Source organism: Blastococcus sp. MG754426 (genome assembly GCF_021699055.1).
GTDB lineage: Bacteria > Actinomycetota > Actinomycetes > Mycobacteriales > Geodermatophilaceae > Blastococcus.
Genome location: NZ_SSXC01000020.1, coordinates 1 through 24698 on the forward strand (window position 1 = coordinate 1; position 24698 = coordinate 24698).

Consider the following 24698-nt stretch of genomic DNA (forward strand, 5'->3'; position numbering starts at 1 on the left):
GTGGGGGACGGCGCGGTGGGGGCGGTGGGGACGACGGTGCTCACGGTGGGTGCCTCTCTCGGCGGTGGTGTCGGGTCGCCGGAGAAGCTAGGAGCGGGGCCCGGTCGCCGGCTGCCCTCCGCGGGCTCGACCTGCGTCGGCCGTCCGGTGGACGGGGGACGCGCGGTCGTGTCCACCTCGCGGGGGACCCGACGGGGGGCGCGGCGTCCCTATCCTCGGCGGGCCCGTTCCGTCCGCGCCGCCGGAGGCCGCCCGTGCCCGCGTTCCTGCGCACCGTCGCCGTCCCCTGGGGCGGTGCCCTGGCGGTGCTGGTCGTCGGCGCGGCCGAGTTCCTCCTCGACCCCCGGGGGCCGGGGTTCGCCGCGACCGCGGGGGTGCTCGCGCTGGTCGGGCTCGCCGGGGCGCTCGCGCCGTGGTCGCCGGTCGGGGCGGCGCTCGTCGTGGGCCTCACGTTCCCCGTCGGCTCGGCCGCCGGGCTGGACGGGCCGAACGGCGCCCAGCTGTTCGCGCTGCTGCTCTCCACCGGGTGGGCCGGCAGCCAGGAGCCGCCGCGCCGCTCGTGGGCCGCGCCGGCCGCCGACCAGGTGCTGGCGACGGTGGGCATCCTCCTGTGGGCGGCGCCGTCGCAGGCCTGGGAGAACCTGTTCTTCGGTCTGCTCCTGTGGGGGTCGTGGGGCGTCGGGGTGCTGACCCGGCGGTCGCGCGAGCGTGCGGAGCAGCTGGGCCGGCTCGCCGCCCGGCTCGACGCCGAGCGCGAGGTGGCAGAGGCCACCGCCGTGGCGGCCGAGCGCGCCCGGATCGCCCGCGACGTGCACGACTCGGTGGCCCACTCGGTGAGCGTCATGGTCCTGCAGGTCGGGGCGCTGCGGACGACGCTCGACCCGGGCCACCGGGCCGCCGGCGTCCTGGCGGGGGTGGAGCGGATCGGCCGGGAGGCGGTCGACGAGCTGCGCGGGCTGGTGGGGCTGCTGCGCGAGGAGCAGGGCGTCTCCGCCCCGCCGTCGCTGGCCCGCGTCCCGGAGCTGGTCGAGGAGGTCCGCGGGGCCGGGCTGCCGGTGGTCCTCGAGGTGCAGGGCGAGCCGCGGGAGCTGCCGCAGGCCGTCGACGTCTCCGCCTACCGGGTGCTGCAGGAGGCGTTGTCCAACGTGCTCCGTCACGCCGGCCCGGTCCGCACGACGGTCGTCGTCCGGCACGACGCGGCCGGCCTCGAGCTGTGCGTGGAGGACGACGGGCCGGGGCCGGGCCCGTCACCGGCGCCGCGGGGCGTGGGCGGGCACGGGTTGATCGGCATCCGCGAGCGGGTCGCCGTCCTCGGCGGCGCGGTCGACGCCGGACCCCGCGCCGACGGCGGCTTCCGGCTGCACGCCCGCTTCCCGGTGCGGGAGGCCCGGTGACGATCCGGGTGGTCCTCGCCGACGACCAGGAGATGGTGCGGGCGGGCCTGCGCATGCTCCTGGAGTTCCAGCCCGACCTCGAGGTGGTGGGCGAGGCCGCCGACGGCCTGGCGGCGGTCGAGGTCGTCACCCGCACGCGACCCGACGTCGTCCTGATGGACGTGCGGATGCCCCGCTGCGACGGGATCGAGGCGGCCCGCCGGATCACCACCGCCACGCCCGAGGTCGCCGTCGTCGTCCTGACCACGTTCGACGAGGACGCACCGCTGGCCGAGGCGATGCGCGCGGGGGTCAGCGGCTTCCTGCTCAAGGTGGCGCCGCCGGAGCAGCTGCTGCAGGCGGTCCGCACCGTCGCCGCCGGCAACGGCCTGCTCGACCCGGCGGTGACCCTCCGGGTGATCCGGGCCTCGGCCGCTGCGCCGGCGCCCGACCCGCGGTCGGCCGCCGCGCTGGCGACCCTCACCACGCGGGAGACCGAGGTCCTGCGGCTGGTGGCCGAGGGGCTGACCAACGCCGAGATCGCCGCCCGCCTGTACCTCGGGGAGGCCACGGTCAAGACCTACCTGTCGCGGATGCTGACCAAGCTCGACCTGCGCGACCGGGTGCAGGCAGTGGCCTTCGCCTTCCGGAGCGGCCTGGTCCCCCTCACGCCACCCGGGACGCCGACCCCGCCGGGCCCCTGACCGGCGCGGCTGCCAGGCTGGGCGTCATGACCGAGACCACCGCAGCCCCCGTCCGGATCGAGCGGGACGGCGACGTCGCCGTCGTCGTGCTGGAGAACCCGCCGCTGAACCTCTTCGACGCCGCGGTGTTCGACGCGATCGAGCGGGTGGCCGGCGAGCTGGTGGAGCTGACCGACCCGGCGCGGGCCGACCGGGCGCGCGCGGTGCTCGTCGAGGCCCGCGGCAAGGTGGTCTCCGGCGGGGTGGACGTCACCTACTTCCGCGACATCGCCGAGGGCCCGGAGCCGGCCCGGCGCGGCGGCGAGCTGTGGGCCCGGCTGCTGCGGGTGGCCAACGCCTTCGAGGACCTCCCCGTGCCCACGGTCTTCGCCGCGCACGGGCTCTGCCTCACCGCCGCCTTCGAGCTGGCGCTGTCCTGCGACATCCTGCTGGCCGCCGAGAAGGCGTCGTTCGGTCTCGTGGAGATCGTCGTGGGCCTCACCCCGTCGATGGGCGGCCCCCAGCGGCTGGCCGAGCGGGCCGGCCCGGCCCGCGCCAAGGAGCTGATCTACACCGGCGAGCGCTACCCGGCCGCCGTCCTGGAGCGGTGGAACGTGGTGAACCGGGTGCTCCCCGACGAGGGCTTCGCCGAGGCGGCGCGGGCGTACGCGCAGCGGGTCGCGGCCGGGCCCACCGTGGCGCACGCGGCCACCAAGCGGCTGGCGACCGTCGCCGTCCGCGAGGGCGCCCGGGCGGCGGACGCGCTGGTGCCGGAGATCTCCGGGCCGCTGTTCGCCACCGACGACCTGCGCGGTGCCGTCGCGTCGTTCCTGGCAGACGGGCCGGGCAAGGCCACCTACACCGGGCGCTGACCCCTTCGGGCGACGCGGGTTCCGGGTGGCCTGGCGCGGGTAGAGTCGTGCGGGTCACCGGTGCGGGTCCCCGCACCTCGCCGTCGCAGAGAGGCAGGGTCGAGGGTTCTTGCCCGACACCTCCCCGAACGTCCCCGTGCCAGGAGCGCCCACGTCGCGTGAGGCCTCGGCGCAGGCAGCCGCGGCGGACGGCACGCTCGCCGCTCCGCCCACCCCCTCCACCGCGCCCGTCCGGGCCACCATCACCGTCCCCGACGGGGTCTCGATGGTCGCCCTCCTCGGTTCGGGCGACGAGCTGCTCCGGCTCGTGGAGGGCGAGCTCGACGCCGACGTCCACGTGCGCGGCAACGAGATCGCCGTCACCGGGCAGCCGGCCGACAACGCCTTCGCCGTCCGCGTCTTCGACGAGCTGATCGCGCTGCTGGGCACCGGCCAGGTGCTCCGGCCGGACTCGGTGCGCCGGGTCATCGGCATGCTCAAGGCCGGCGGCGCGGAGCGCCCGGCCGACGTGCTGAGCCTGGACATCATCAGCCGCCGGGGCCGCACGATCCGGCCCAAGACGCTCAACCAGAAGCGCTACGTCGACGCCATCGACCAGCACACCGTCGTCTTCGGCATCGGCCCGGCCGGCACCGGCAAGACCTACCTGGCCATGGCCAAGGCGGTGCAGGCGCTGACCACCAAGCAGGTCAACCGGATCATCCTGACCCGGCCGGCCGTCGAGGCCGGCGAGCGGCTGGGCTACCTGCCCGGGACCCTCTCCGAGAAGATCGACCCCTACCTGCGGCCGCTCTACGACGCGCTGCACGACATGGTCGACCCGGAGTCGATCCCGCGGCTCATGCAGTCGGGCACCATCGAGGTCGCGCCGCTGGCCTACATGCGGGGAAGGACCCTGAACGACGCGTTCGTCATCCTCGACGAGGCCCAGAACACCACGGCCGAGCAGATGAAGATGTTCCTCACCCGGCTCGGTTTCGGGTCCAAGATCGTCGTCACCGGTGACGTCACGCAGGTCGACCTGCCCGGCGGCGCGCAGAGCGGGCTGAAGATCGTCCGCGAGATCCTCGACGGCATCGAGGACGTCCACTTCGCCAACCTGACCAGCACCGACGTCGTCCGCCACCGGCTCGTCGGCGACATCGTCGACGCCTACGAGCGCTGGGACGCGACCCGCCAGGCGCCCACCACCCGATCGGCCGCCGGTGCGCCGGCCCGTACCGCCCGGCCGCGCCGGCAGGGGAGCTGACCACCGTGCCCGTCGAGGTGTCCAACGAGTCCGAGATCGCGGTCGACGAGGCGGAACTGGCCGGCGTCTGCCGCTTCGTGCTCGGCGAGATGAAGATCAACCCGATGGCCGAGCTCTCCGTGCTCTGCGTCGACCCCGACTACATGAGCAGCCTGCACGAGCGGTGGATGGGCGAGAAGGGCCCCACCGACGTGCTGGCGTTCCCCATGGACGAGTTCGACAGCGGCCGGCCCGACGACCCCGAGCCCGGGCCGGCCCTGCTCGGCGACATCGTGCTGTGCCCCGCCGTCGCCGTCCGGCAGGCGCGCGCCGCCGGGCACTCCATGGACGACGAACTGGTGCTGCTGGCCACCCACGGGGTGCTGCACCTGCTGGGCTACGACCACATGGAGCCCGAGGAGGAAAAGGAGATGTTCGGCCTCCAGTCGAAGCTCATCGACGCCTGGCGCGCCGCTCCCCGTGAGCCGGTGACCGGGGCGCCGGTGGTCAAGGAGACCGGTTCCCGATGACAGCCGGCTCGATCACCAGCCTGGTGGTCGCCATCTGCCTCATCCCCCTCGCCGGACTGTTCGGTGCGATGGAAGCCGCCCTCCAGCGGGTCTCGAAGGCGCGCGTGGAGGAGCTGCGCCGCGACGGCGTGAAGCGGGCGGCGGGCCTGGAGGAGGTCGTCGCCGAGCGGGCGCGGCACGTCTCGCTGCTCCTGCTGCTGCGGATCCTCTGCGAGATGGTCGCCGCGGTGATCGTGGCGCTCCTCTTCTTCGACCTGTGGGACAGCACCCTGCAGGCGGTGCTCGTGGCCGCGGGTGTCATGACCGTGGTCAGCTACGTGCTGGTGGGCGTCGGCCCGCGCACCCTCGGCCGGCAGCACGCATACGGCACCGCGCTGGCCACCGCGGGTGTCGTCCGGCTGCTGGGCCGGGTGCTGGGCCCCGTGGCGACCCTGCTGATCCTGGTCGGCAACGCGATCACCCCCGGCCGCGGTTTCCGCGACGGCCCCTTCTCCTCCGAGGTGGAGCTGCGCGAGCTGGTCGACATGGCCGAGGAGCGCGGCGTCGTCGAGTCCGGCGAGCGCAACATGATCCACTCGGTGTTCGAGCTCGGCGACACCATCGCCCGCGAGGTGATGGTCCCGCGCACCGACGTCGTCTGGATCGAGCGCACCAAGACCGTCCGCCAGGCGCTGGCCCTGGCGCTGCGGAGCGGCTTCAGCCGCATCCCGGTGATCGGCGAGAACGTCGACGACGTCGTCGGCGTCGTCTACCTCAAGGACCTGGTCCGCCGCTCGCAGAACGCCCAGGACCGCAACGGGCCCAGGGTCGAGGAGCTGATGCGTCCGCCGACGTTCGTCCCGGAGTCCAAGCCGGTCGACGAGCTGCTGCGGGACATGCAGGCGCAGCGGATCCACATCGCGATCGTGGTCGACGAGTACGGCGGGTTCGCCGGCCTGGTCACCATCGAGGACATCCTCGAGGAGATCGTCGGCGAGATCGCCGACGAGCACGACGCCTTCCAGCGGCCGGAGATCGAGCAGCTCGAGGACGGCTCGGCCCGGGTCACCGCCCGCCTGCCGGTGCAGGACCTCGCCCAGCTCTTCCCCGGCGTGGAGCTGCCCGAGGGCGACGACGTGGAGACCGTCGGCGGCCTGCTCGCCCGCGAGCTGGGGCGGGTGCCGATCGAGGGCGCCGCGGCCGAGGTCGCCGGGCTGCGGCTGGTCGCCGAGAGCACCGGCGGGCGGCGCAACCGGATCGACACCATGCTGGTGTGCCGGTTGCCCGAGCCCTCGGAGGACGACGACGAGGGCGCCGACGAGCCGCAGGCGTCGGGGGCCACCCGCGCGGAGCAGCCCGCCGGCGTGGAAAGCTGAACCACCGTGGCTGATCTGCACCCCGAGGACGCGAAGCTCGTCACGCTCGCCCGGTCCGCGCGCGCCCGCACCGGCGCCACCGAGGGTGCGGCGGTGCGCGACACCGACGGCCGCACCTACGTCGCGGCCAGCGTGGCGCTGCCGTCGCTGACGCTCACCGCGCTCCAGGCCGCCGTCGCCGCGGCCGTCTCCAGCGGGGTCGAGGGGCTGGAGGCCGCCGTCGTCGTCTCCGCCGCCGAGGCGGTGGAGCCCGCCGGGCTGGCCGCCGTCCGCGACCTCACCGCCGGCGCGCCCGTGCACCTGGCCGGGCCGGACGGCGCCCTGCGCGCCTCCGCCTAACGGGTCAGCGGCACCCCGAGGGCGTCGGCGAACGCGGCCGGGTCCCGCACCCACAGGGTGAGGGCCCGCTCGCCGTCGTCGTCGAGGTGCCGGACGGCGACCCGGCTGCGCCCCGGCAGCCACCCGCCGCGCTTCTCCGGGCGCGGCCAGTCCTCCGGGGTGCGGCCGGCGTGCACCTCCTGCACCAGCGCGGAGGGGACGACGGCCCGCGGATCGGTCCGGCTGCCGGCCACGTCGAAGGAGAGCCCGTGGTCGGAGACGGTGACCCGGCGGGCGTTCAGCACGTACACCGCGATCCCGGCGACGAGCGCCAGCGGCAACTCGTCGCGCACCGCGTCCGAGCCGGCGAGCCAGCCGAACAGGCCCAGCCACAGGACGACGACGAGCACCGCCGCGCCGGCCGCGTACGGACCCCCCGGCCGGTACTGCCAGTACCGCAGCGGGGCGGGGACGACGGTCGCCGTCCGCTTCGGGCCCCAGCCGGCGATGAACCGGTGCCCGCGCACCTGCTCGACGTGCGCCCGCCGGGCGCGGTCCGCCGCCGCGCGGGGTGGCCGCGCCCTGTTCCGCTGTCGTCCTGCCACGGCATCGATCCTCCCAGCCGGAGCGGGGTCCGGTCCGGGGGAGCGCGGCAGCCGGTGGCAGGAACGCTGCGCATCTCGTCCTGCCTGCCGCTTCCGCGCGCGGGCGACGCGGGGGACCGTCGAGCCGTGACGACGCTGCTCTTCCTGCTGCTGGCGCTCCTGGTGCTGCGGGCGCTGGCCGGCCCCGGCGCGCGGCAGGGGTCGCTGCCGTGGTCGTGGCCGGAGGCCGGGCGCAGGCTGACCCGCGAGGTGCTGGCCGGCGCCCGGGTGCTCGGCCGGCTCGACGCCGGGCGGCGCGACCGGATGGGCCGCCCCTGGTCCTGACGCCGGCCGTGCCCCGCCGTGCCCCCGTCGTGCCGTCGTCCGCCGGGGCGCGGGCTTGTCGGCGACCGGTGGGAGACTGACCGGTGTGACCGACCCTGACCAGCCCTACCGCAGCGGCTTCGTCGCCCTGGTCGGGCGCCCCAACGCCGGCAAGACCACGCTGACCAACGCGATGGTCGGCGAGAAGGTCGGCATCGTCAGCAACCGGCCGCAGACCACCCGGCACGCCATCCGCGGTGTCGTCCACCGGCCCGGCGGGCAGGTCGTGCTGGTCGACACCCCGGGGCTGCACAAGCCCAGGTCGCTGCTGGGCCGCCGGCTCAACGACGTCGTGCGCGACACGCTGGCCGACGTCGACGTCGTCGTGTTCTGCGTCCCGGCCGACCAGCCCGTCGGCACGGGTGACCGCTTCATCGCCCGCCAGCTGCGGGAGGTGCGGGCGCCGGTGGTCGTCGTCGTCACCAAGACCGACGCCGCCGCGAAGAAGCAGGTGGCCGAGCAGCTGGTGGCAGCCAGCCAGCTGGTCGAGGCCGCCGAGGTGGTGCCGGTCAGCGCCGTCAAGGGCGACCAGGTGGAGCTGCTGGAGGACCTCCTGGTCGGGCTGCTGCCGGAGGGGCCGCCGCTCTACCCGGAGGAGCAGACCACCGACGAGGACACCGAGCGGCAGCTGGCCGAGCTGGTGCGCGAGGCCGCGCTGGAGAAGGTGTTCCAGGAGGTGCCGCACTCGCTCGCGGTCACCATCGAGGAGGTCAACCGCCGTCCCGACCCCAAGCGGGCCGGGCGGGAGCTGGTCGAGGTGCACGCGCTGCTGCACTGCGAGCGGCCCAGCCAGAAGCCGATGCTGCTGGGCAAGGGCGGGTCGGTCATCAAGGCGATCGGCACCGAGGCGCGCCAGGGCATGGAGGCGCTGCTGGACGCGCGGGTGCACCTGGAGCTGCACGTCACCGTGCTCGGGGAGTGGCAGGACGACCCGAAGAAGCTCAACCGGCTGGGTTACTGAGGTGAGCACCACCCCGAAGGCGCTCTACCGGGACGAGGGCATCGTCCTGCGCACGCAGAAGCTCGGCGAGGCCGACCGGATCATCACCGTGCTCACCCGCCGGCACGGCAAGGTGCGCGCGGTGGCCAAGGGCGTGCGCCGGACCAAGAGCAAGTTCGGCGCCCGGCTCGAGCCGTTCACCCACGTCGACGTGCAGTTCTACACCGGCCGGAACCTGGACATCGTGAGCCAGGTGGAGTCGATCCGCGCCTACGGCCAGGAGATCGTCGCCGACTACCCGGCCTACACCGCCGGCACCGCCGTCCTGGAGACCGCCGACCGGCTCACCGCCGAGGAGAAGGAGCCCTCGCTGCGGTTGTTCCTCCTCGTCGTCGGCGCGCTGCGGGCGCTGGGGGAGCGGGCCCACCCCGCGCCGCTGGTGCTCGACGCCTTCCTGCTGCGGGCGATGTCGGTGGCCGGCTGGGAGCCGGCGCTGGCCGACTGCGCCCGGTGCGGTGAGGCCGGCCCGCACCGGCACTTCTCCGTGCCCGCCGGCGGAACCGTCTGCCCGGCCTGCCGCCCGACCGGCTCGGCGATGCCCAGCCCGGTGACCATCGAGCTGCTCGACGCGCTGCTGACCGGCGACTGGCCCCGCGCCGAGGCGAGCCAGGGCACCAACCGGCGGGAGGGCAGCGGACTGGTCGCCGCGCTGCTGCAGTGGCACCTGGAGCGCGGGCTGCGCTCGCTGCCGCTGGTGGACCGCACCGAGTCGGCGCCCCGCCGGGAGATGAGCCTGCTGCATGAGGCGTGAGGTCAAGGCCCCCAACCCGCACCCGTCCGGCGTCCGGCCGCCGCAGCTGCCGAAGGACAAGGTGCCCCGGCACATCGCCCTGGTCATGGACGGCAACGGCCGCTGGGCCAAGCAGCGCGGCCTGCCCCGCACCGCCGGGCACGAGGCGGGCGAGTCATCGCTGTTCGACTGCGTCGAGGGCGCGATCGAGCTGGGCGTCAAGGCGATCAGTGCGTACGCCTTCTCCACGGAGAACTGGCGGCGCAGCCCGGAGGAGGTGCGCTTCCTCATGGGCTTCAACCGCGACGTGATCCGCCGTCGCCGCGACGAGATGCACGAGCTCGGGGTCCGGGTCCGCTGGGCGGGGCGCCGGCCGCGGCTGTGGCGCAGCGTCATCAAGGAGCTGGAGATCGCCGAGGAGCTCACCCGCGACAACGACGTCCTCACCCTCACCATGTGCGTGAACTACGGGGGGCGGGCGGAGATCGCCGACGCCGCGGCCGCGATCGCCCGCGAGGTCGCCGCGGGGCGGCTGAACCCGGACAAGGTCGACGAGGCCACGGTCGCCCGGTTCCTGGACGAGCCGGACATGGAGGACGTCGACCTCTTCGTGCGGAGCTCGGGGGAGAACCGGACCAGCAACTTCCTGCTCTGGCAGTCCGCCTACGCCGAGTTCGTCTTCCTCGACACGCTCTGGCCCGACTTCGACCGCCGGCACCTGTGGGCGGCGTGCGAGGAGTTCGCGTCCCGGCAGCGCCGGTTCGGTTCCGCCTGAGGCCACCGGCACGTAGGTTTTTGCTCAGCCGGGGGCAACGGTCCGCGGAGGTACCGAGCAGAAGAGCGATCGCCATGACGCAGCCACCGTCGGGGAGCCACCGCGCCGGCCCCCCGGACCCGGACGGACGGGAGGGTGCGACAGGGAACGCCCCCGGCTGGGCCGCGCCCGGCGCGCCGTTCCCGGCCGCCCCGGTCGGGCCGCCGCCGTACGGCCCGCCCGGGCACGGCGGGGGGCCGGGGGCGCCGCCTCGTCGCCCGCGGAAGCGCACGCTGCTGCCGTGGCTGATCGGTGCCGCCGTCCTGCTCGTCGCCGGCCTGGGCACCCTGCTGCTGTTCCTCCTGGACGGCGAGGCCGGGGACCAGCGCGGCGGCCGGGGCGCCGTCCTGACCACCGGGCAGGAGCAGCCGGCCCGGTCGTCGACGTCGCCGGTGGGCGGGACCGGTGAGCTGCCCGGCGGTGCCCGGCTCGGCGGGACCGTGCCGGCGGACGCAGGGCTGTACCCCGCCTCGGCGGAGGTCGCGCTCGCCTGGGTGGAGGCCATGGGGCAGGGCGACTTCCGGACCGCCTACGACCTCTCCTGCCCCGAGGTGCAGGAGGCGGCGTCCGCCGCCGCGGCGGCGGACGAGGACCCGGCGCAGGTGCTGGGCGACTACTTCCGCAGCGACACCCTGGGCGGGCAGGGCTTCACCGGCGGCACCGTGGAGGGGATCGAGCACCAGGCGCAGTCCGCGACCGACGTGGCCTCGTTCACCCTGGAGCTCGACGACGGCGAGCCGTTCCTGCTGCTCGTGCACGTCGACGAGGACGGCGCTGTCTGCGACTTCTACTGATCGCTGGGGACGCCGGCCACGGCGGGACGGGAACGGAGCACGCCGGTGACGGCGGACGGGGGAGGCACGGGTGTTCGCGGTGACGCGGCTGCGGGTGACCGCCGGGCAGGCGGAGGCGCTCGCCGAGGCGGTGGCCGGGCTGCTGGCGGCGCTGGGCGACCGGCCCGGCTTCCGCGGCGGTGAGGTGGGCCGGTCGGCCGACGACCCGACGCTGTGGGCGCTGGTGACCCGCTGGGACGGAGTCGGGGCCTACCGGCGCGGGCTCTCGGCGGCCGAGGTGAAGATCGCCGGGGCACCGGTGTGGGTGCACGCCCTCGACGAGCCGGGCGCCTACCTCACCGAGTGACGCCCAGCGCCTACGGTCGGCCCGTGGTCAGCCGCACCCGCACCGCCCGCTACGCCCGCCGGCGCAGGCGCCGCCTGGACGCCGTCGAGCACGACCTGAGCGACCAGCAGTGGGCCGCGCTGGAGCACGCGTGGGGTGGCTGCGCCTACTGCGGGGCCACCGGCCGGCCGCTGCAGCGCGACTGCGTGCTCCCGATCTCGCGCGGTGGGCGCTACACGTCCGGCAACGTCGTCCCGGCGTGCGGCTCGTGCAACGCGAGCAAGTGCAACGACGAGGTGACGGGGTGGATGCGCCGCAAGCGGCTGGACGAGCGGGCCTTCCTCGTGCGGCACGCCGAGATACGGGCCTCCCTCGCGCTGCTCTTCGGCCCGGGGCCGGCCGGGGCCACCGACTGACGGGGGCGGGTTCCCGGCCAACTACCGTGGGCAGGTCAACCGCCGACCGCCAGCCGGATGGAGCCCCCTCCCCGTGAGCACCGCCAAGCACGACGCCGCCCGCCTCGACAAGGTCGTCAACCTCTGCAAGCGACGGGGCTTCGTGTTCCCGTCCGGGGAGATCTACGGCGGTACGCGCTCCGCCTGGGACTACGGCCCGCTGGGCGTCGAGCTCAAGGAGAACATCAAGCGCCAGTGGTGGCGCACCGTCGTCCAGAGCCGGGACGACATCGTGGGTCTGGACTCCTCGGTCATCCTCCCGCGCCAGACCTGGGTCGCCTCGGGCCACGTCGGCGTCTTCACCGACCCGCTCACCGAGTGCCAGAGCTGCCACAAGCGGTTCCGCGCCGACCACCTCGAGGAGGAGTTCGAGGCGAAGAAGGGCCGGGCGCCCGAGAACGGGCTGGCCGACATCACCTGCCCGAACTGCGGCACCAAGGGCGCGTGGACCGAGCCGCGCGACTTCAACATGATGCTCAAGACCTACCTCGGCCCGGTCGAGGACGAGTCCGGCCTGCACTACCTGCGCCCGGAGACCGCGCAGGGCATCTTCGTGAACTTCGCCAACGTGATGGGTGCGGCGCGGAAGAAGCCCCCGTTCGGCATCGGCCAGATCGGCAAGTCGTTCCGCAACGAGATCACCCCCGGCAACTTCATCTTCCGCACCCGCGAGTTCGAGCAGATGGAGATGGAGTTCTTCGTCGAGCCCGGCACCGACGAGGAGTGGCACCAGTACTGGATCGACGAGCGCACCCGCTGGTACACCGACCTGGGCATCGACCCGGACAACCTGCGGCACTACGAGCACGCCAAGGAGAAGCTCTCCCACTACTCCAAGCGCACCGTCGACATCGAGTACCGCTTCGGCTTCCAGGGGTCGGAGTGGGGTGAGCTGGAGGGCATCGCCAACCGCACCGACTTCGACCTGTCCACCCACACCGAGCACTCGGGCACCGACCTGTCCTACTTCGACCAGGCCAGCAACACCCGCTGGACGCCGTACGTCATCGAGCCGGCGGCCGGTCTGACCCGCTCGCTGATGGCCTTCCTGATCGAGGCCTACACCGAGGACGAGGCGCCCAACGCCAAGGGCGGCGTCGACACCCGCACGGTGCTCAAGCTGGACCCGCGGCTGGCGCCGGTGAAGGCCGCGGTCCTGCCGCTGTCCCGCAACGCCGACCTCTCGCCCAAGGCCCGCGACCTCGCCGCCGCGCTGCGCCGGAACTGGAACGTCGACTTCGACGACGCCGGCGCCATCGGCCGCCGCTACCGGCGCCAGGACGAGGTCGGGACGCCGTTCTGCCTCACCGTCGACTTCGACACCCTCGAGGACCAGGCCGTGACCGTCCGCGAGCGCGACTCGATGAGCCAGGAGCGCGTGGCCCTGGACCAGGTCGAGTCCTACCTCGCGGCCCGGCTCCCCGGCTGCTGAGGTCCTGAGCCTCTCGCCCCCGCTCGCCGCCCCGTCCGACTTCGTCCCGTCCGGCTGGACCCGGGCGGGACGGGGTCGAGCCGCGTGCGCCCTCGGCTCGACCCTGCCGCAACCGGGTCAAGCCGACGGCGGGGCGGCGCCGACCAGGTCGTCGGCCCGGGCCAGCCAGCCGTCGTCGAGCGGCGCATCGGTCCGCGTCCGACCGGCGGGCCGGGGGACCTCCTGGAACTCGCGCACCGACGGTGCCGGGCGGTCGAGGGAGCGCCGGACCTGTCGTTCGAGCGCCCCCCGGCCGCCGGAGAGGTCGTCGCCGACCACTCGGACGAACGCGACACCGAGAGACCTGAGCAGGTCCTCGTCACGCTTCTCCTGCCAGAGCTCCTCGGCCGGAGTTCGCCCGAACGCCGGCCGCGCGTACTTGACCCGCCCGTCGAACTCCACGGCCAGTGCTGGCCCGGGGTACCAGCCGTCGACGACCTTCACCAGCCGTCCGCCGACCCACAGCTCCACCTGCGGGACGAACGGCGGCAGACCCAGCGCGGCGAAGGTCAGTCGGCCGAGCGTCTCCAGCCACGACTCGGCGCGCCCGTCGGCGAGCTGGACCGCGCGGACGGAGCGGGGGATGCCGGGGACGCAGAACTGCCGGTCGAGGACGCGCTGAAGCTCCGCACGGGTGGTGAGCCCGCGCAGCAGGGCCGCATCCATCGCCGCGACGGCGTGCACCTCCGGCCAGGCCCGGGCGACGTCGACGAGCGTGCGGGCCACCGTCGTCACCGAGTAGGCCCCGCGCACGGTCATCTCGTCCTCGGGAAGGCTCGCCCGGGTCATCAGCCAGCCCTGACCGCGCCGCCACCGGTGGGGATCGGTCAGCTCCACGACCGGGGTGGTCACCCGCGGCCGAGGCAGGCCCCACACCCATGCCGCCGTGGCACCGCTGAGGACGGCCGACGGGCGAGCGAGGTGCGTCGTCACGGCCAGGGCGTCGAGGCCGGGCCGTCGTCCGGTCCGTTCGACCTCCGCCAGGTCGGCCGAGGAGATCAGGATGCCGGGCCGCACCCTGGTCCAGGTGCCGCTGCGGACGGCCGCGGCGATCTCGGCCTTCGTGACGCCGGCCGCGGTGAGCTCGGCGGTGGGGAGGAGCCCGAGCCGGCGTCGACCGGGCTCGGTGACGGAGATGGGGGCCGCAGCGGTCCGGAGCATGCCCCGATGCTGGGACCGTCGGCTCGGTCCGCACCCGGCGCCCGGGCAGCTGTGGATGCACCCCTGTCGTGTGGACGGCGAGGGGAGCGTGCGTCGGGTGCGGCTTCAGCCAGGTGCGGCGAGGTCAAGCCGCGGGCGCCTGCGGCTCGACCTTCCCTCGGGCGGGTCGACCCGGGAGCGAACCGGCAGAGCTGCCCGGCCGGGGCGGGGTGACCACGGCAGGTCGCCGCCTACCCTGGACGGCGTGAACACGACGCCCCTGCCTGCCCTCAAGCTGGGCACGCTCGTCGTCGACCCGGCCGTGGTGCTCGCGCCCATGGCCGGCATCACGAACCCGGCGTTCCGCACGCTGTGCCGCGAGTTCGGCGCGGGCCTCTACGTCTGCGAGATGATCACCACGCGGGCGCTGGTCGAGCGCAACGAGAAGACGCTGCGGATGATCCGCGCGACCGCCGACGAGAAGGACGCCTTCTCCGTCCAGCTCTACGGCGTCGACCCGGCCACCGTCGGCCGGGCGGTCGAGATGCTGGTGGACGAGGGTGTCGCCGGCACCCGCCCGGCGCACATCGACCTCAACTTCGGCTGCCCGGTGCCGAAGGTGACCCGCAAGGGCGGCGGTTCGGCCCTGCCCTGGCGCCGCGTGCTGCTGCGCGACATCGTGCGGTCGGCCGTGCGCGCCGCGCAGGACGTCCCGGTCACGGTCAAGACCCGCATCGGCATCGACGCCGACCACGTCACCTACCTGGATGCCGGCCGCATCGCGCAGGACGAGGGCGCCGCCGCGATCACGCTGCACGGCCGCACCGCCGACCAGCTCTACAGCGGCACCGCCGACTGGGCGCCGATCGCCCGGCTGGTCGAGGCCGTCGGCATCCCGGTGCTCGGCAACGGCGACATCTGGGAGGCCGACGACGCACTCCGCATGGTCGCCGAGACGGGGTGCGCCGGGGTCGTCATCGGCCGGGGCTGCCTGGGCCGGCCGTGGCTGTTCGGCGACCTGGCCGCCGCCTTCGCCGGGGAGGCCCGCCGGGCGCTGCCGACCATGCGGGAGGTCGCCGCGGTCATGCACCGGCACGCCACCCTGCTTGCCGAGGAGCACGGCGAGCCGCACGGCTGCACCGACTTCCGCAAGCACGTCGCCTGGTACCTCAAGGGCTTCTCCGTCGGCTCCGACGTTCGCCGGGCGCTGGCCATGGTCAGCCGTCTCGACGAGCTCGCCGAGCTGCTGGCCGGAATCCCCGACCAGCCCTACCCGACCGCCGTCCTGGGGGCGCCGCGCGGGCGCACCAGCACGCCGCGGCCGGTCGCCCTGCCCGAGGGCTGGCTGGACGACCGCGACGACCCCCGCCCGCCGGCGGGGGCAGAACTGGAGACGAGCGGCGGATGACGCAGGGCCCCTTCCTCTACGACGACGGCCCGGCGCCGCTGCACACGGGCACGCCGCGCCGGCGGCAGGGCTGGCTCATCGCCGGCATCCTCGGCGTCGTCCTGCTGGCCGGCGGGATGGTCGCCGGCCTGTACGTGGTCCGGGGGTCCCCGGCCGACCAGTCCACCGAGGTCACCCAGGTCTTCTACGCGGCCCTGGCGGCCGGGGACACGGAGACGGCGTACGCGCTGCTCTGCGAGGAGGAGCAGGGGCGGCTGGACGCGACCGGCATGGAGGCCGAGTACGTCCGGCCCGGCTCGGCCGAGGTCTCCGGGGTCCGGGACGACCCGGCTGAGGGCGCCCGGGTCCAGCAGGTGACCGTCCGCTGGGACGACGGCGGGACGGCGCAGCTCGCCGTCGTCAACGAGGACGGCCCGCGCATCTGCGGGATCGGCTGACCACCCGCGCCACGCCGGGAAGGGCTCGCGCCGACGCGGCCGGTACGCCACGATCGACGGACGCCGCAGGGGTAGACGTTTAGGACGTCCGCCCCGCACGGCATTGTTGTCCAGATGGATCGGTGCGGGCGGATGCGGAGGTGCGCGGGGTGGCAGACGTGAAGTGGGTCTACGACTTCAGCGAGGGGAGCAAGGACCAGAAGGACCTGCTCGGCGGCAAGGGCGCCAACCTCGCCGAGATGACCAACCTCGGGCTGCCCGTGCCGCCCGGCTTCACCATCACCACCGACGCCTGCCGCCACTACCTGGAGCACGGCGGCACCCCGCCCGAGCTCGCCGACCAGGTCAGCGAGCACCTGGCGGCGCTGGAGAAGGCGATGGGCAAGACCCTCGGCGACCCGGTCGACCCGCTGCTGGTGTCGGTGCGGTCGGGGGCGGCGGCGAGCATGCCGGGGATGATGGAGACCGTCCTCAACGTCGGCCTGAACGACGAGTCGGTCCAGGGTCTGGCGCAGCAGTCGGGCAGCGAGCGCTTCGCCTGGGACTCCTACCGCCGGCTCATCCAGATGTTCGGCAAGACCGTGCTGGGCATCGACGGCGAGCAGTTCGACGACGCCCTCGACGCGGTCAAGGGCGAGCAGGGCACCGAGTCCGACCTCGACCTGGACGCCGGGCACCTGCGCGACGTCGTCGACCGGTTCAAGGCGATCGTCCGCGAGCACACCGGCCGCGACTTCCCGCAGGACCCGCGCGAGCAGATGGACCTGGCGATCAACGCCGTCTTCGACTCGTGGAACTCCGAGCGGGCGATCCTCTACCGCCGCCGCGAGCGCATCCCGGGCGACGCGGGCACCGCGGTGAACGTCGTCGCCATGGTGTTCGGCAACCTCGGCATGGACTCCGGCACCGGCGTGGCGTTCACCCGCGACCCCGGGACCGGGGAAGGGGGCGTCTACGGCGACTACCTGCAGAACGCCCAGGGCGAGGACGTCGTCGCCGGCATCCGGAACACCGTGCCGCTGCGCGACCTCGAGCGGATCGACGCGGGCGCCTACGGCGAGCTGATGGGCATCATGAGCCGCCTCGAGCAGCACTACCGCGACCTCTGCGACATCGAGTTCACCGTCGAGCGCACCAAGCTCTGGATGCTGCAGACCCGGGTGGGCAAGCGCACCGCCGGCGCGGCGTTCCGGATCGCGACCCAGCTGGTCGACGAGGGCCTCATCGACATGGACGAGGCCGTCCGCCGGGTCACCGGTGACCAGCTGGCGCAGCTGATGTTCCCGCGGTTCGTCTCCGGCGGCGACGCCCAGCAGCTCACCCAGGGCATGAACGCCTCGCCGGGCGCTGCGGTGGGCAGGGCCGTCTTCTCCTCGGAGACGGCGGTGGAGTGGGCGCAGCGCGGGGAGAAGGTCGTGCTCGTCCGCCGCGAGACCAATCCCGACGACCTCTCCGGCATGATCGCCGCCGAGGGCGTCCTGACCAGCCGCGGCGGCAAGACCTCGCACGCCGCCGTCGTCGCCCGGGGGATGGGCAAGACCTGCGTCTGCGGCGCCGAGGAGCTGCAGGTCGACACGAAGGCCAGGCGCTTCACCGCCCCCGACGGCACGGTGGTGGGCGAGGGCGACGTCGTCTCCATCGACGGTTCCACCGGCAAGGTCTGGCTCGGGGAGGTGCCGGTCGAGCCGTCGGAGGTGGTCCGCTACTTCGAGGGCGAGCTGAACCCGGCGTCCGAGGACGCCGGCGACCTCGTGCGCAGCGTCCACCGGATCCTCACCCACGCCGACGACGTGCGGCGGTTGGACGTGCGCACCAACGCCGACACCCCGGAGGACTCCGCCCGCGCTCGCCGCTTCGGCGCCCGCGGCATCGGGCTGTGCCGCACCGAGCACATGTTCCTCGGCGACCGGCGGCAGCTCGTCGAGAAGCTGATCCTGGCCGACGGCGACGACGAGCGGCAGGCCGCGCTGGACGCCCTGGAGCCGCTGCAGAAGCAGGACTTCCTCGAGATCTTCGAGGCGATGGACGGGCTGCCGGTGACCGTCCGGCTGCTCGACCCGCCGCTGCACGAGTTCCTGCCCGACCTCACCGAGCTCTCGGTGCGGGTGGCGGTGGCCGAGGAGCGGGGTGAGCCCGACGAGGGCAGCCTGCGCCTGCTGGCCGCCGTCCGGCGGCTGCACGAGTCCAACCCGATGCTGGGCCTGCGCGGGGTGCGGCTGGGCCTGGTCGTGCCGGGGCTGTTCGCCATGCAGGTGCGCGCCATCGCCGAGGCGGCCTGCGAGCGGAAGGCGGCCGGCGGCGACCCTCGCCCGGAGATCATGATCCCGCTGGTGGGCGCGGTGCAGGAGCTCGAGGCCATCCGCGAGGAGGCCGAGCGGGTGCTCGCCGAGGTGTGCGAGGAGTGCGGCATCGACGTGCGCCCGTTGATCGGCACCATGATCGAGGTACCCCGCGCCGCGCTGACCGCCGGCGAGATCGCCGAGCACGCGAAGTTCTTCAGCTTCGGCACCAACGACCTCACCCAGATGACGTGGGGCTTCTCCCGCGACGACGTCGAGGCCGCGTTCTTCCACCAGTACCTGGACAAGGGCATCTTCGGCATCTCGCCGTTCGAGTCGCTGGACCGCGACGGCGTCGGCGAGCTGGTGCGCCTCGGTGCGGAGAAAGGTCGGGCGGCGCGGCCGGACCTCAAGCTCGGCGTCTGCGGGGAGCACGGCGGCGACCCCGACTCGGTGCACTTCTTCCACGAGGTCGGGCTGGACTACGTCTCCTGCTCGCCGTTCCGGGTGCCGGTGGCGCGGCTGGAGGCGGGGCGGGCCGCCCTCGGCGCGGAGCACGTGGGCTCCTGAGGGAGCGGCCCTCCGGCCGGTCGGGAACCGGCCGGGGGTCAGCCGTCAGCCGGTGCAGACCAGACCGCGCTGCAGGGCGGCCAGGTTGGCGGCCATGAGCCCGGGATAGGTCTGCTCGGCCGTCACCCTCTCGATGGGGTGGAGGACGTCGGTCCCCAGCCCCAGGTCGGCGGCGAGCACCTCCGCCACCGACGACCCCGCCGCCGTGTCGAAGAAGATGGTGCGCGCCCCCGACCGGCGGACGGCGTCGGCGGCGGCCCGTACCCGGTTCGGCGGCGGCTCCACCTGCGGGTCGAGGCCGGCCACCCCCACCTGGCGCAGCCCGTACCGGTCGGTGAGGTAGCCGAACGCCTCGTGGGTCGCCAGCAGCGTGGCGCCCCGGCAGGGGGCCAGGGTCTCGGCGTACTCCAGGTCCAGCCGGGCCAGCGAGTCCGCCAGCCGGTCGGCCGACGCGGTGTGGTTCGCCGCGTGGTCGGGGTCGAGCGCGGCCAGCTCGTCGGCCACCTGCCGCCCGAGCTCGGCCAGCCGGAGCGGGTCCAGCCAGAAGTGCGGGTCCGGTCCGCGGTCGGCCACGCCGGCGGCGTCCACGAGGTGCTCGGGCGGCTGCTGCTCCAGGACCTCGTCGACGGCCGGCTGCAGCCCACCGGAGAGGTGGACCACCAGGTCCGCCTCTCCCAGCGCCGCGACGTCACGGGGCGCCGGCTCCAGCCCGTGGCTGTCACCGCCGGGCGGGACGAGGTTCGCGACCGCCACGTGCTCGCCCCCGACCTCCTCGGCGACGTACTCCAGCGGGTAGGACGAGACGAAGACGTCGAGCGACCCGTCCGAGGCCCCGGCGGGGCTCCCGCCGCAGCCGGAGAGCGCGCAGACGACCAGCCCGGCGAGGGCCGCCCTCCGCGCGGCGCCGGCGCCGGTCACTCGCCCTTCTCGTCGTGCTCGTCGTGCTCCTCGCCGTCGTGCTCGTGGGCGGCGTGCTCCTCGGCGTCACCCGAGACCCCGGCGAGCTCGATGGGCGTCACCCCCAGGTCGCCGCTCTTCCAGACCTCGCCGCCCTCGACGTCGACCGCGTGGACCTGCTGGGTGGCCGGCTCGGTCACGTACGCCATGCCGTCGACCACGAAGACCTGCGGGTGCGGGTCCTGCCAGTCCTGGGACTCCTCCCAGGGGCCGGTGACGGGGATGGAGCGGGTGATCGTGCCGGTGGTCGGGTCGATCACCTGCAGGGCGCCGTCGTAGGTGAGCACCAGGCCCTCGCCGTCCGGCCCGCGTCCGAAGGAGCGGTACCAGTACGGCGCGGGGAGGTCGACCAGGCGCAGCTCCGCGGTCGTGGTGTCGATCAGCGCGACGGTGCTGGACCGGTCCTCGGCGCTGCGCTCGTAGTCGCCCAGCACGATCGGCGACCCGTCCGTGCCGAACTGGTTGCCGATCCGCCCGTACTCGTCGGGGCTCTGGATCTTGGTCAGCTCGCCGCCGGTGTGCAGCACGGCGCCGTCCTGGCAGCCGATGAGGATCGCCTCGTCGGCTGCCACGGTCTCGCCGTGGACGGCGGGGCAGTCGTCGCGGGCGGCGATCTCCTCGCCGTCGGCGTCGAGGATGCGGACGCCGCTGCGCGACTCCTCGGTGCCCTCGGAGACCAGCATCGTGCCGTCCTCGAGCTCGACGGCGACGCCGTGGTGGGCCTCCGGGGTGGAGAACCGGGCGAGCTCGACGTCCTCGTCGGCGATGTGGGCGCTGTCGAAGGCGGTGACCTCGCCGGTGCCGTCGTCGAAGAGCACGGTGCGACCGGCGTGCGCCACCACGTGCCCCGGCGTCTCGGCCTCGAAGAGCACGTCGGTCAGCCGGGGGGCGACGGTGTAGTAGTGCGAGTGGTCGCCGTGCGGCTCGGCCCAGGCCCCGCCGTCCAGGAGGCGGAAGCCGCCCTGCGTGGAGACGAGGAAGTGGCGGCCGTCGCCGGCGGGGTTGAGCCGGTTGAAGCCGTCGAGGGGCTCGTCGGCGAGCACCTCCAGGGTGGTGGCGTCCACCACCAGCAGCCCGCCGTCGTAGGTGACGGCCAGGCGGGGCTTGTTCGCCCCCACCTCGACGGGTTCGGCGGCGGCGGTCGTGGTCTCCGCCGCGGGCGCGGCGGTGCCGCCGGGATCGGTGGACGCGCAGCCGGTGACGGCGGCGAGCGGGACGACCGCCGCGAGGGCGGTGGTGCGGAGGGTGGCCAGGGGGCGCACGGGGTGCTCCTTCACGGGGGGACGGGACGTGCAGACCTTAACCAAGAGCGAGAATCATTCTCATTTAGGGGTGTGCCGGAGCCGGCGGGGCGCACGCCCCCGGGAGCCGCGGGAGGTCGGTCCCGCGTGGTACCCATGACGCGTGGGTGTGCGGAGTCTGCTGGCGCGGGTGGCGGGGGCCGGCGTGCTGGCCGCCGTGCTCTTCGTGGCCTCGACCGCCCTCGCCATCTGGTGGACGGCCCGGCAGGACGCCCGGCCGCAGTCCGACGCGATCGTGGTCCTCGGCTCCGCCCAGTACAACGGCGTGCCGTCGTCGATCTTCGAGGCCCGGCTGGAGCACGCGCTGGCGCTCTACGAGCAGGGCGTCGCGCCGGTCGTCGTGACCGTGGGTGGCAAGGCCGCCGGTGACCAGTTCACCGAGGCCGAGGCGGGTCGCGACTACCTGGCCGGCGCCGGGGTGCCCGCCGAGGCGTTGCTCGCGGTCCCCGAGGGCGTGGACACCCTGGAGAGCATGCGGGTGGTCGGTGCGGCCTTCGCCGAGCGGGGCTGGGAGCGGGCCGTCCTGGTCACCGACCCCTGGCACGCGATGCGCGCCGAGCGCATGGCCGAGGATGCCGGCATGGAGGCGGAGAGCTCCCCGACCCGCCAGGGGCCGGCCGTGCAGACCCGCGCCACCCAGGTCCGGTACATCCTGCGGGAGACTGCTGCCTACCTGCTCTACCGCGTGACCGGTGAGAGCGTCGCCGGCGCACCCGGCATCGGCTGAGGGAGGACGCGGTGCTCGAACTGGGCAAGGCCGGCACCTCCGGCGTGGGCAAGGGCGTGGTCCCCGTCCTGTCGGGCGGTGCGCTCGTGGCGAGCCTGCGGGCGGAGAACTGGCGCGAGGCGGCGACGGCCCTCGTCGGCGACCGATCCTGGGTGTTCGCCAAGGAGAAGGGCGTGCTCACCGGCCGCTGGGACGTCGACCCCGCCGGCACCGCCCGGCTGCGTGCCCGGCAGACGTCGTTCTGGAAGGGCAGCTGGGCGCTCGACCTCGACGGCGTCGTCGTCGAGCGGGAGAACGCCTCGGTGTGGAAGGGCACGCACCGCTACACCGCCGGGGGTCGGCCGGTCGCGGAGACGGGGACGACCGGTGGCTGGTCGCCGCGGCCCACGCTCGACGCCGATCCGTCGGTGCCGCTGCCCCACCAGGTCTTCCTGCTGTGGGTGGAGCTGGTGCTGTCCCGCCGCAACACCGCCGTGGTGGCCGGCGCGGTCGGGGTGGCCGTGGTCGGGGGGAGCAGCTGATGGCCGGCCGGGGACGCATCCGCGCCGCGGACATCGCGCTGGTGCGCGAGCGCAGCAAGATCGACGAGGTCGTCGGCGAGCACCTGCAGCTCAAGCGCGCCGGTGGCGGCAGCCTCAAGGGCCTGTGCCCGTTCCACGACGAGAAGACGCCGTCCTTCCAGGTCACGCCGTCGAGAAACCTCTTCCACTGCTTCGGTTGCGGGGTGGGCGGCGACGTCATCTCGTTCGTCCAGCAGATCGACCACCTGTCGTTCACCGAGGCCGTGGAGCTGCTCGCCGGCCGCGCCAACATCGAGCTGAAGTACGAGGACGACGGCGGGCGGCCGACCGCCGGCCCCGACCGCGCCTCGGTCGGTCAGCGGGCGCGCCTGGTCGCCGCCAACACCGCCGCGGCCGCGTTCTACGCCGAGCAGCTCGGCACCCCGGAGGCCGCGCCCGCCCGCCAGTTCCTCGCCGACCGCGCCTTCGACCGGCAGGCCGCGCTGGACTTCGGCTGCGGCTACGCCCCCGGCGGCTGGGACGCGCTGACCCGCCACCTGCGCGCCAAGGGCTTCACCCAGGCCGAGCTGGTGACGGCGGGCCTGGCGAAGGAGTCCTCCCGCGGCACGCTGATCGACCGCTTCCACCGCCGGCTGGTGTGGCCGATCCGCGACATCACCGGCGACGTCATCGGCTTCGGCGCCCGCAAGCTCATGGACGACGACCCGGGCCCCAAGTACCTCAACACCCCGGAGACGCCGCTCTACAAGAAGAGCTCGGTGCTCTACGGCATCGACCGCGCCAAGCGCGACATCGCCCGCCGGCACCAGGCCGTCGTCGTCGAGGGCTACACCGACGTGATGGCCTGCCACCTGGCCGGGGTGACGACGGCGGTGGCCTCCTGCGGCACCGCCTTCGGCGCCGAGCACATCGGGGTGCTGCGCCGGCTGCTGATGGACCAGGACGAGTTCCGCGGCGAGGTGGTCTACACCTTCGACGGCGACGCGGCCGGCCAGGCGGCGGCGATGAAGACCTTCGCCGAGGACCAGCGCTTCGTCGGGCAGACGTTCGTCGCGGTCGAGTCCGAGGGGCGCGACCCGTGCGAGCTGCGCCAGGAGCAGGGCGACGCCGCCGTCCGGGACCTGGTCGCCCGGCGCACGCCGCTGATCGCCTTCGTGCTGCGCACGACGCTGGCCGGCTACGACCTCGACACCGTGGAGGGCCGGGTCGCCGCGCTGGAGAAGACCGCCCCCCTGGTCGCCGGCATCAAGGACCACGCGCTGCGCCCGGCCTACGCCCGGGAGCTCGCCGGGATGATCGGCAACACCGACGAGGCCGAGGTGCTCGAGCGGGTGCGGCGGCTGACCGGCGACGGGGGAGGGGCGTCCTCGCGGGGCCGCCCGCGCGCCCCCAAGCGCACGCCGGACGACGCCGCGGTCGCCGTCGAGCGGGAGGCCGTCAAGGCGGCGCTGCAGGCACCCGAGTACGCGGGTCCGGCGTTCGACGCCGTCCCGCCGGCCGCCTACACCGACCCCGACTACGCCGCCGTCGCCGCGGCGGTGACCGGGGCGGGCGGCGCCGGCGGGGTGACGGTGACCGGGCCGGCGTGGCTGGACCAGGTGGCCGCGCACTGCGAGCGGGAGAGCGCCCGCGCGCTGCTGACCGCGCTGGCGGTGGAGCCGATGCGCTCGGTCACCGGCGAGTGCGACCCCTCCTACGTCAACGCCATCCTCGCCCGGCTCCAGGAGATGGCCACCGTGCGCCAGGTGGCCGCGCTCAAGGGCCGGCTGCAGCGGATGAACCCGGTGGAGCAGGCCGAGGAGTACACGAAGGTCTTCGGGCAGCTCGTCGCCCTGGAGCAGCAGGCGCGGTCGCTGCGCGAGCGCGCGATGGGCGGGATCGCCTCGTGAACCTGGTGGAGAGCCTCCGGCGCCGGTTCGCGCGGCCCCCGGAGGAGGTCCGGGCGGCGGTGGCCGACCCCGACGAGCGGGTGCTCGCCTGGGGCGTCCTCGCGCGCGGCGCCGGCTGGCTGGTGGCCACCTCCCGCGGCCTGCGGACGGTCGGCCCGGGCGCCGAGGGCGGTGTGCTCCCGTGGCACGAGGTGGGGCACGCCCGCTGGGCCTCGACCACCGACGGCGGCGGATCTTTCACCGTGACGCCGCTGACCGAGGTGGAGCCCGGCGTGCAGGCCCGGCTGCCCGCCGTGCGGCACGTGCTCACCGATGCCGGCGACCTCCCGGCGACCGTGCGCCGGCGGGTCGACCAGACCATCGTGACCAGCCGGCGCAGCCCGCTGCCCGATCGGGGCGGTCTGCTGCTGGTGGCCCGGCGGGTCCCGGGTCAGGCGGCCCGGGAGTGGACCGTCGTGTTCGACGACGACGCCGACCGCGACGACCCGGTGGCCCGCGACATCGCGCGGCGCAAGCTCACCGAGGCGCTCGCCGCCGAGCAGCCGGACTGAAC

Annotated in this window: 26 protein-coding genes; 22 read left to right on the top strand and 4 right to left on the bottom strand. The window is 74.5% G+C overall.

Annotation, left to right across the window (positions count from 1 at the left end):
- Nucleotides 1-254 precede the first annotated feature (254 nt).
- The 7 genes from E9549_RS24105 (at nucleotide 255) to E9549_RS09155 (ending at nucleotide 6380) form a co-directional block, all read left to right on the top strand.
- On the top strand, nucleotides 255-1394 hold the full coding sequence (locus tag E9549_RS24105) for a sensor histidine kinase (RefSeq protein ID WP_236826228.1): 1140 nt from the start codon (nucleotides 255-257) through the stop codon (nucleotides 1392-1394).
- Nucleotides 1391-2077 (top strand): response regulator transcription factor, encoded by a 687-nt coding sequence (locus E9549_RS09130; protein WP_236826229.1) that lies wholly within the window; start codon nucleotides 1391-1393, stop codon nucleotides 2075-2077. Before E9549_RS24105 ends, E9549_RS09130 begins: the two co-directional genes overlap by 4 nt.
- A gap of 26 nt (nucleotides 2078-2103) precedes the next feature.
- A complete protein-coding gene (locus tag E9549_RS09135) occupies nucleotides 2104-2928 on the top strand; it encodes an enoyl-CoA hydratase/isomerase family protein (RefSeq protein ID WP_236826230.1) in 825 nt (274 codons plus the stop codon).
- A 136-nt stretch (nucleotides 2929-3064) separates the two neighbouring features.
- A complete protein-coding gene (locus E9549_RS09140; RefSeq protein ID WP_236826231.1) occupies nucleotides 3065-4177 on the top strand; it encodes a PhoH family protein in 1113 nt (370 codons plus the stop codon).
- Nucleotides 4178-4182: 5 nt separating this feature from the next.
- Nucleotides 4183-4686, top strand: a complete 504-nt coding sequence (gene ybeY / locus E9549_RS09145) for an rRNA maturation RNase YbeY (protein ID WP_236826232.1) — start codon at nucleotides 4183-4185, stop codon at nucleotides 4684-4686.
- Complete coding sequence (locus E9549_RS09150) at nucleotides 4683-6041, top strand: hemolysin family protein (protein ID WP_236826233.1); 1359 nt, start codon at nucleotides 4683-4685, stop codon at nucleotides 6039-6041. Before ybeY ends, E9549_RS09150 begins: the two co-directional genes overlap by 4 nt.
- A gap of 6 nt (nucleotides 6042-6047) precedes the next feature.
- The gene (locus E9549_RS09155) at nucleotides 6048-6380 is read left to right on the top strand and encodes a cytidine deaminase (protein WP_236826234.1); all 333 of its coding nucleotides are present in this window, start codon (nucleotides 6048-6050) and stop codon (nucleotides 6378-6380) included.
- Here E9549_RS09155 and E9549_RS09160 read toward each other — a convergent pair.
- On the bottom strand, nucleotides 6377-6964 hold the full coding sequence (locus tag E9549_RS09160) for a hypothetical protein (RefSeq protein ID WP_236826235.1): 588 nt from the start codon (nucleotides 6962-6964) through the stop codon (nucleotides 6377-6379). The genes E9549_RS09155 and E9549_RS09160 overlap by 4 nt on opposite strands.
- 126 nt (nucleotides 6965-7090) lie before the next feature.
- On the opposite strand from E9549_RS09160, the gene E9549_RS09165 reads away from it, so the two are divergent.
- The 8 genes from E9549_RS09165 (at nucleotide 7091) to E9549_RS09200 (ending at nucleotide 12877) form a co-directional block, all read left to right on the top strand.
- The gene (locus E9549_RS09165) at nucleotides 7091-7288 is read left to right on the top strand and encodes a hypothetical protein (protein WP_236826236.1); all 198 of its coding nucleotides are present in this window, start codon (nucleotides 7091-7093) and stop codon (nucleotides 7286-7288) included.
- 85 nt (nucleotides 7289-7373) lie between these two features.
- Complete coding sequence (gene era / locus E9549_RS09170) at nucleotides 7374-8288, top strand: GTPase Era (RefSeq protein ID WP_236826237.1); 915 nt, start codon at nucleotides 7374-7376, stop codon at nucleotides 8286-8288.
- Between the two features lies 1 nt (nucleotide 8289).
- Nucleotides 8290-9078 carry a DNA repair protein RecO gene (gene recO / locus E9549_RS09175; RefSeq protein ID WP_236826238.1) on the top strand — a complete coding sequence of 263 codons (789 nt, stop codon included), beginning with the start codon at nucleotides 8290-8292 and terminating at the stop codon, nucleotides 9076-9078.
- On the top strand, nucleotides 9068-9832 hold the full coding sequence (locus E9549_RS09180) for an isoprenyl transferase (protein WP_236826239.1): 765 nt from the start codon (nucleotides 9068-9070) through the stop codon (nucleotides 9830-9832). Before recO ends, E9549_RS09180 begins: the two co-directional genes overlap by 11 nt.
- Nucleotides 9833-9906: 74 nt before the next feature.
- Entirely contained in the window at nucleotides 9907-10665 is a 759-nt protein-coding gene (locus E9549_RS09185) for a hypothetical protein (protein WP_236826240.1), read from the top strand.
- 70 nt (nucleotides 10666-10735) lie between these two features.
- Complete coding sequence (locus E9549_RS09190; protein WP_236826241.1) at nucleotides 10736-11011, top strand: antibiotic biosynthesis monooxygenase family protein; 276 nt, start codon at nucleotides 10736-10738, stop codon at nucleotides 11009-11011.
- 23 nt (nucleotides 11012-11034) lie between these two features.
- Nucleotides 11035-11406 (top strand): HNH endonuclease, encoded by a 372-nt coding sequence (locus tag E9549_RS09195; protein ID WP_236826242.1) that lies wholly within the window; start codon nucleotides 11035-11037, stop codon nucleotides 11404-11406.
- Between the two features lie 73 nt (nucleotides 11407-11479).
- Nucleotides 11480-12877, top strand: a complete 1398-nt coding sequence (locus E9549_RS09200; protein WP_236826243.1) for a glycine--tRNA ligase — start codon at nucleotides 11480-11482, stop codon at nucleotides 12875-12877.
- Nucleotides 12878-12994: 117 nt separating this feature from the next.
- Here E9549_RS09200 and E9549_RS09205 read toward each other — a convergent pair whose 3' ends face one another.
- Nucleotides 12995-14077, bottom strand: a complete 1083-nt coding sequence (locus tag E9549_RS09205) for a type IV toxin-antitoxin system AbiEi family antitoxin domain-containing protein (protein ID WP_236826244.1) — start codon at nucleotides 14075-14077, stop codon at nucleotides 12995-12997.
- Between the two features lie 244 nt (nucleotides 14078-14321).
- Here E9549_RS09205 and dusB point away from each other — a divergent pair, with 244 nt between their 5' ends.
- The 3 genes from dusB to ppdK all read left to right on the top strand — a co-directional run bounded on the left by dusB (nucleotide 14322) and on the right by ppdK (nucleotide 18750).
- Entirely contained in the window at nucleotides 14322-15464 is a 1143-nt protein-coding gene (gene dusB / locus E9549_RS09210) for a tRNA dihydrouridine synthase DusB (RefSeq protein ID WP_236826245.1), read from the top strand.
- Nucleotides 15461-15901 carry a hypothetical protein gene (locus tag E9549_RS09215; RefSeq protein ID WP_236826246.1) on the top strand — a complete coding sequence of 147 codons (441 nt, stop codon included), beginning with the start codon at nucleotides 15461-15463 and terminating at the stop codon, nucleotides 15899-15901. Before dusB ends, E9549_RS09215 begins: the two co-directional genes overlap by 4 nt.
- 149 nt (nucleotides 15902-16050) lie before the next feature.
- Complete coding sequence (ppdK, locus tag E9549_RS09220; protein ID WP_236826247.1) at nucleotides 16051-18750, top strand: pyruvate, phosphate dikinase; 2700 nt, start codon at nucleotides 16051-16053, stop codon at nucleotides 18748-18750.
- A gap of 45 nt (nucleotides 18751-18795) precedes the next feature.
- On the opposite strand, the gene E9549_RS09225 is transcribed toward ppdK, so the two are convergent.
- Nucleotides 18796-19668, bottom strand: coding sequence for a metal ABC transporter substrate-binding protein (locus E9549_RS09225; RefSeq protein WP_236826248.1), 873 nt, complete (start codon nucleotides 19666-19668; stop codon nucleotides 18796-18798).
- Nucleotides 19665-20984, bottom strand: a complete 1320-nt coding sequence (aztD, locus tag E9549_RS09230; RefSeq protein ID WP_236826249.1) for a zinc metallochaperone AztD — start codon at nucleotides 20982-20984, stop codon at nucleotides 19665-19667. Before aztD ends, E9549_RS09225 begins: the two co-directional genes overlap by 4 nt.
- A 127-nt stretch (nucleotides 20985-21111) precedes the next feature.
- On the opposite strand from aztD, the gene E9549_RS09235 reads away from it, so the two are divergent.
- Genes E9549_RS09235 through E9549_RS09250 form a run of 4 tightly spaced genes read left to right on the top strand, consistent with a single transcriptional unit; the run spans nucleotide 21112 to nucleotide 24696 of the window.
- Nucleotides 21112-21735 (top strand): YdcF family protein, encoded by a 624-nt coding sequence (locus E9549_RS09235; protein ID WP_236826250.1) that lies wholly within the window; start codon nucleotides 21112-21114, stop codon nucleotides 21733-21735.
- A gap of 11 nt (nucleotides 21736-21746) precedes the next feature.
- The gene (locus tag E9549_RS09240; RefSeq protein WP_236826251.1) at nucleotides 21747-22256 is read left to right on the top strand and encodes a hypothetical protein; all 510 of its coding nucleotides are present in this window, start codon (nucleotides 21747-21749) and stop codon (nucleotides 22254-22256) included.
- Complete coding sequence (gene dnaG / locus E9549_RS09245; RefSeq protein WP_236826252.1) at nucleotides 22256-24145, top strand: DNA primase; 1890 nt, start codon at nucleotides 22256-22258, stop codon at nucleotides 24143-24145. The genes E9549_RS09240 and dnaG overlap by 1 nt, the downstream gene beginning before the upstream one ends.
- Entirely contained in the window at nucleotides 24142-24696 is a 555-nt protein-coding gene (locus E9549_RS09250) for a hypothetical protein (protein ID WP_236826253.1), read from the top strand. Before dnaG ends, E9549_RS09250 begins: the two co-directional genes overlap by 4 nt.
- The last annotated feature ends 2 nt before the right edge of the window (nucleotides 24697-24698 follow it).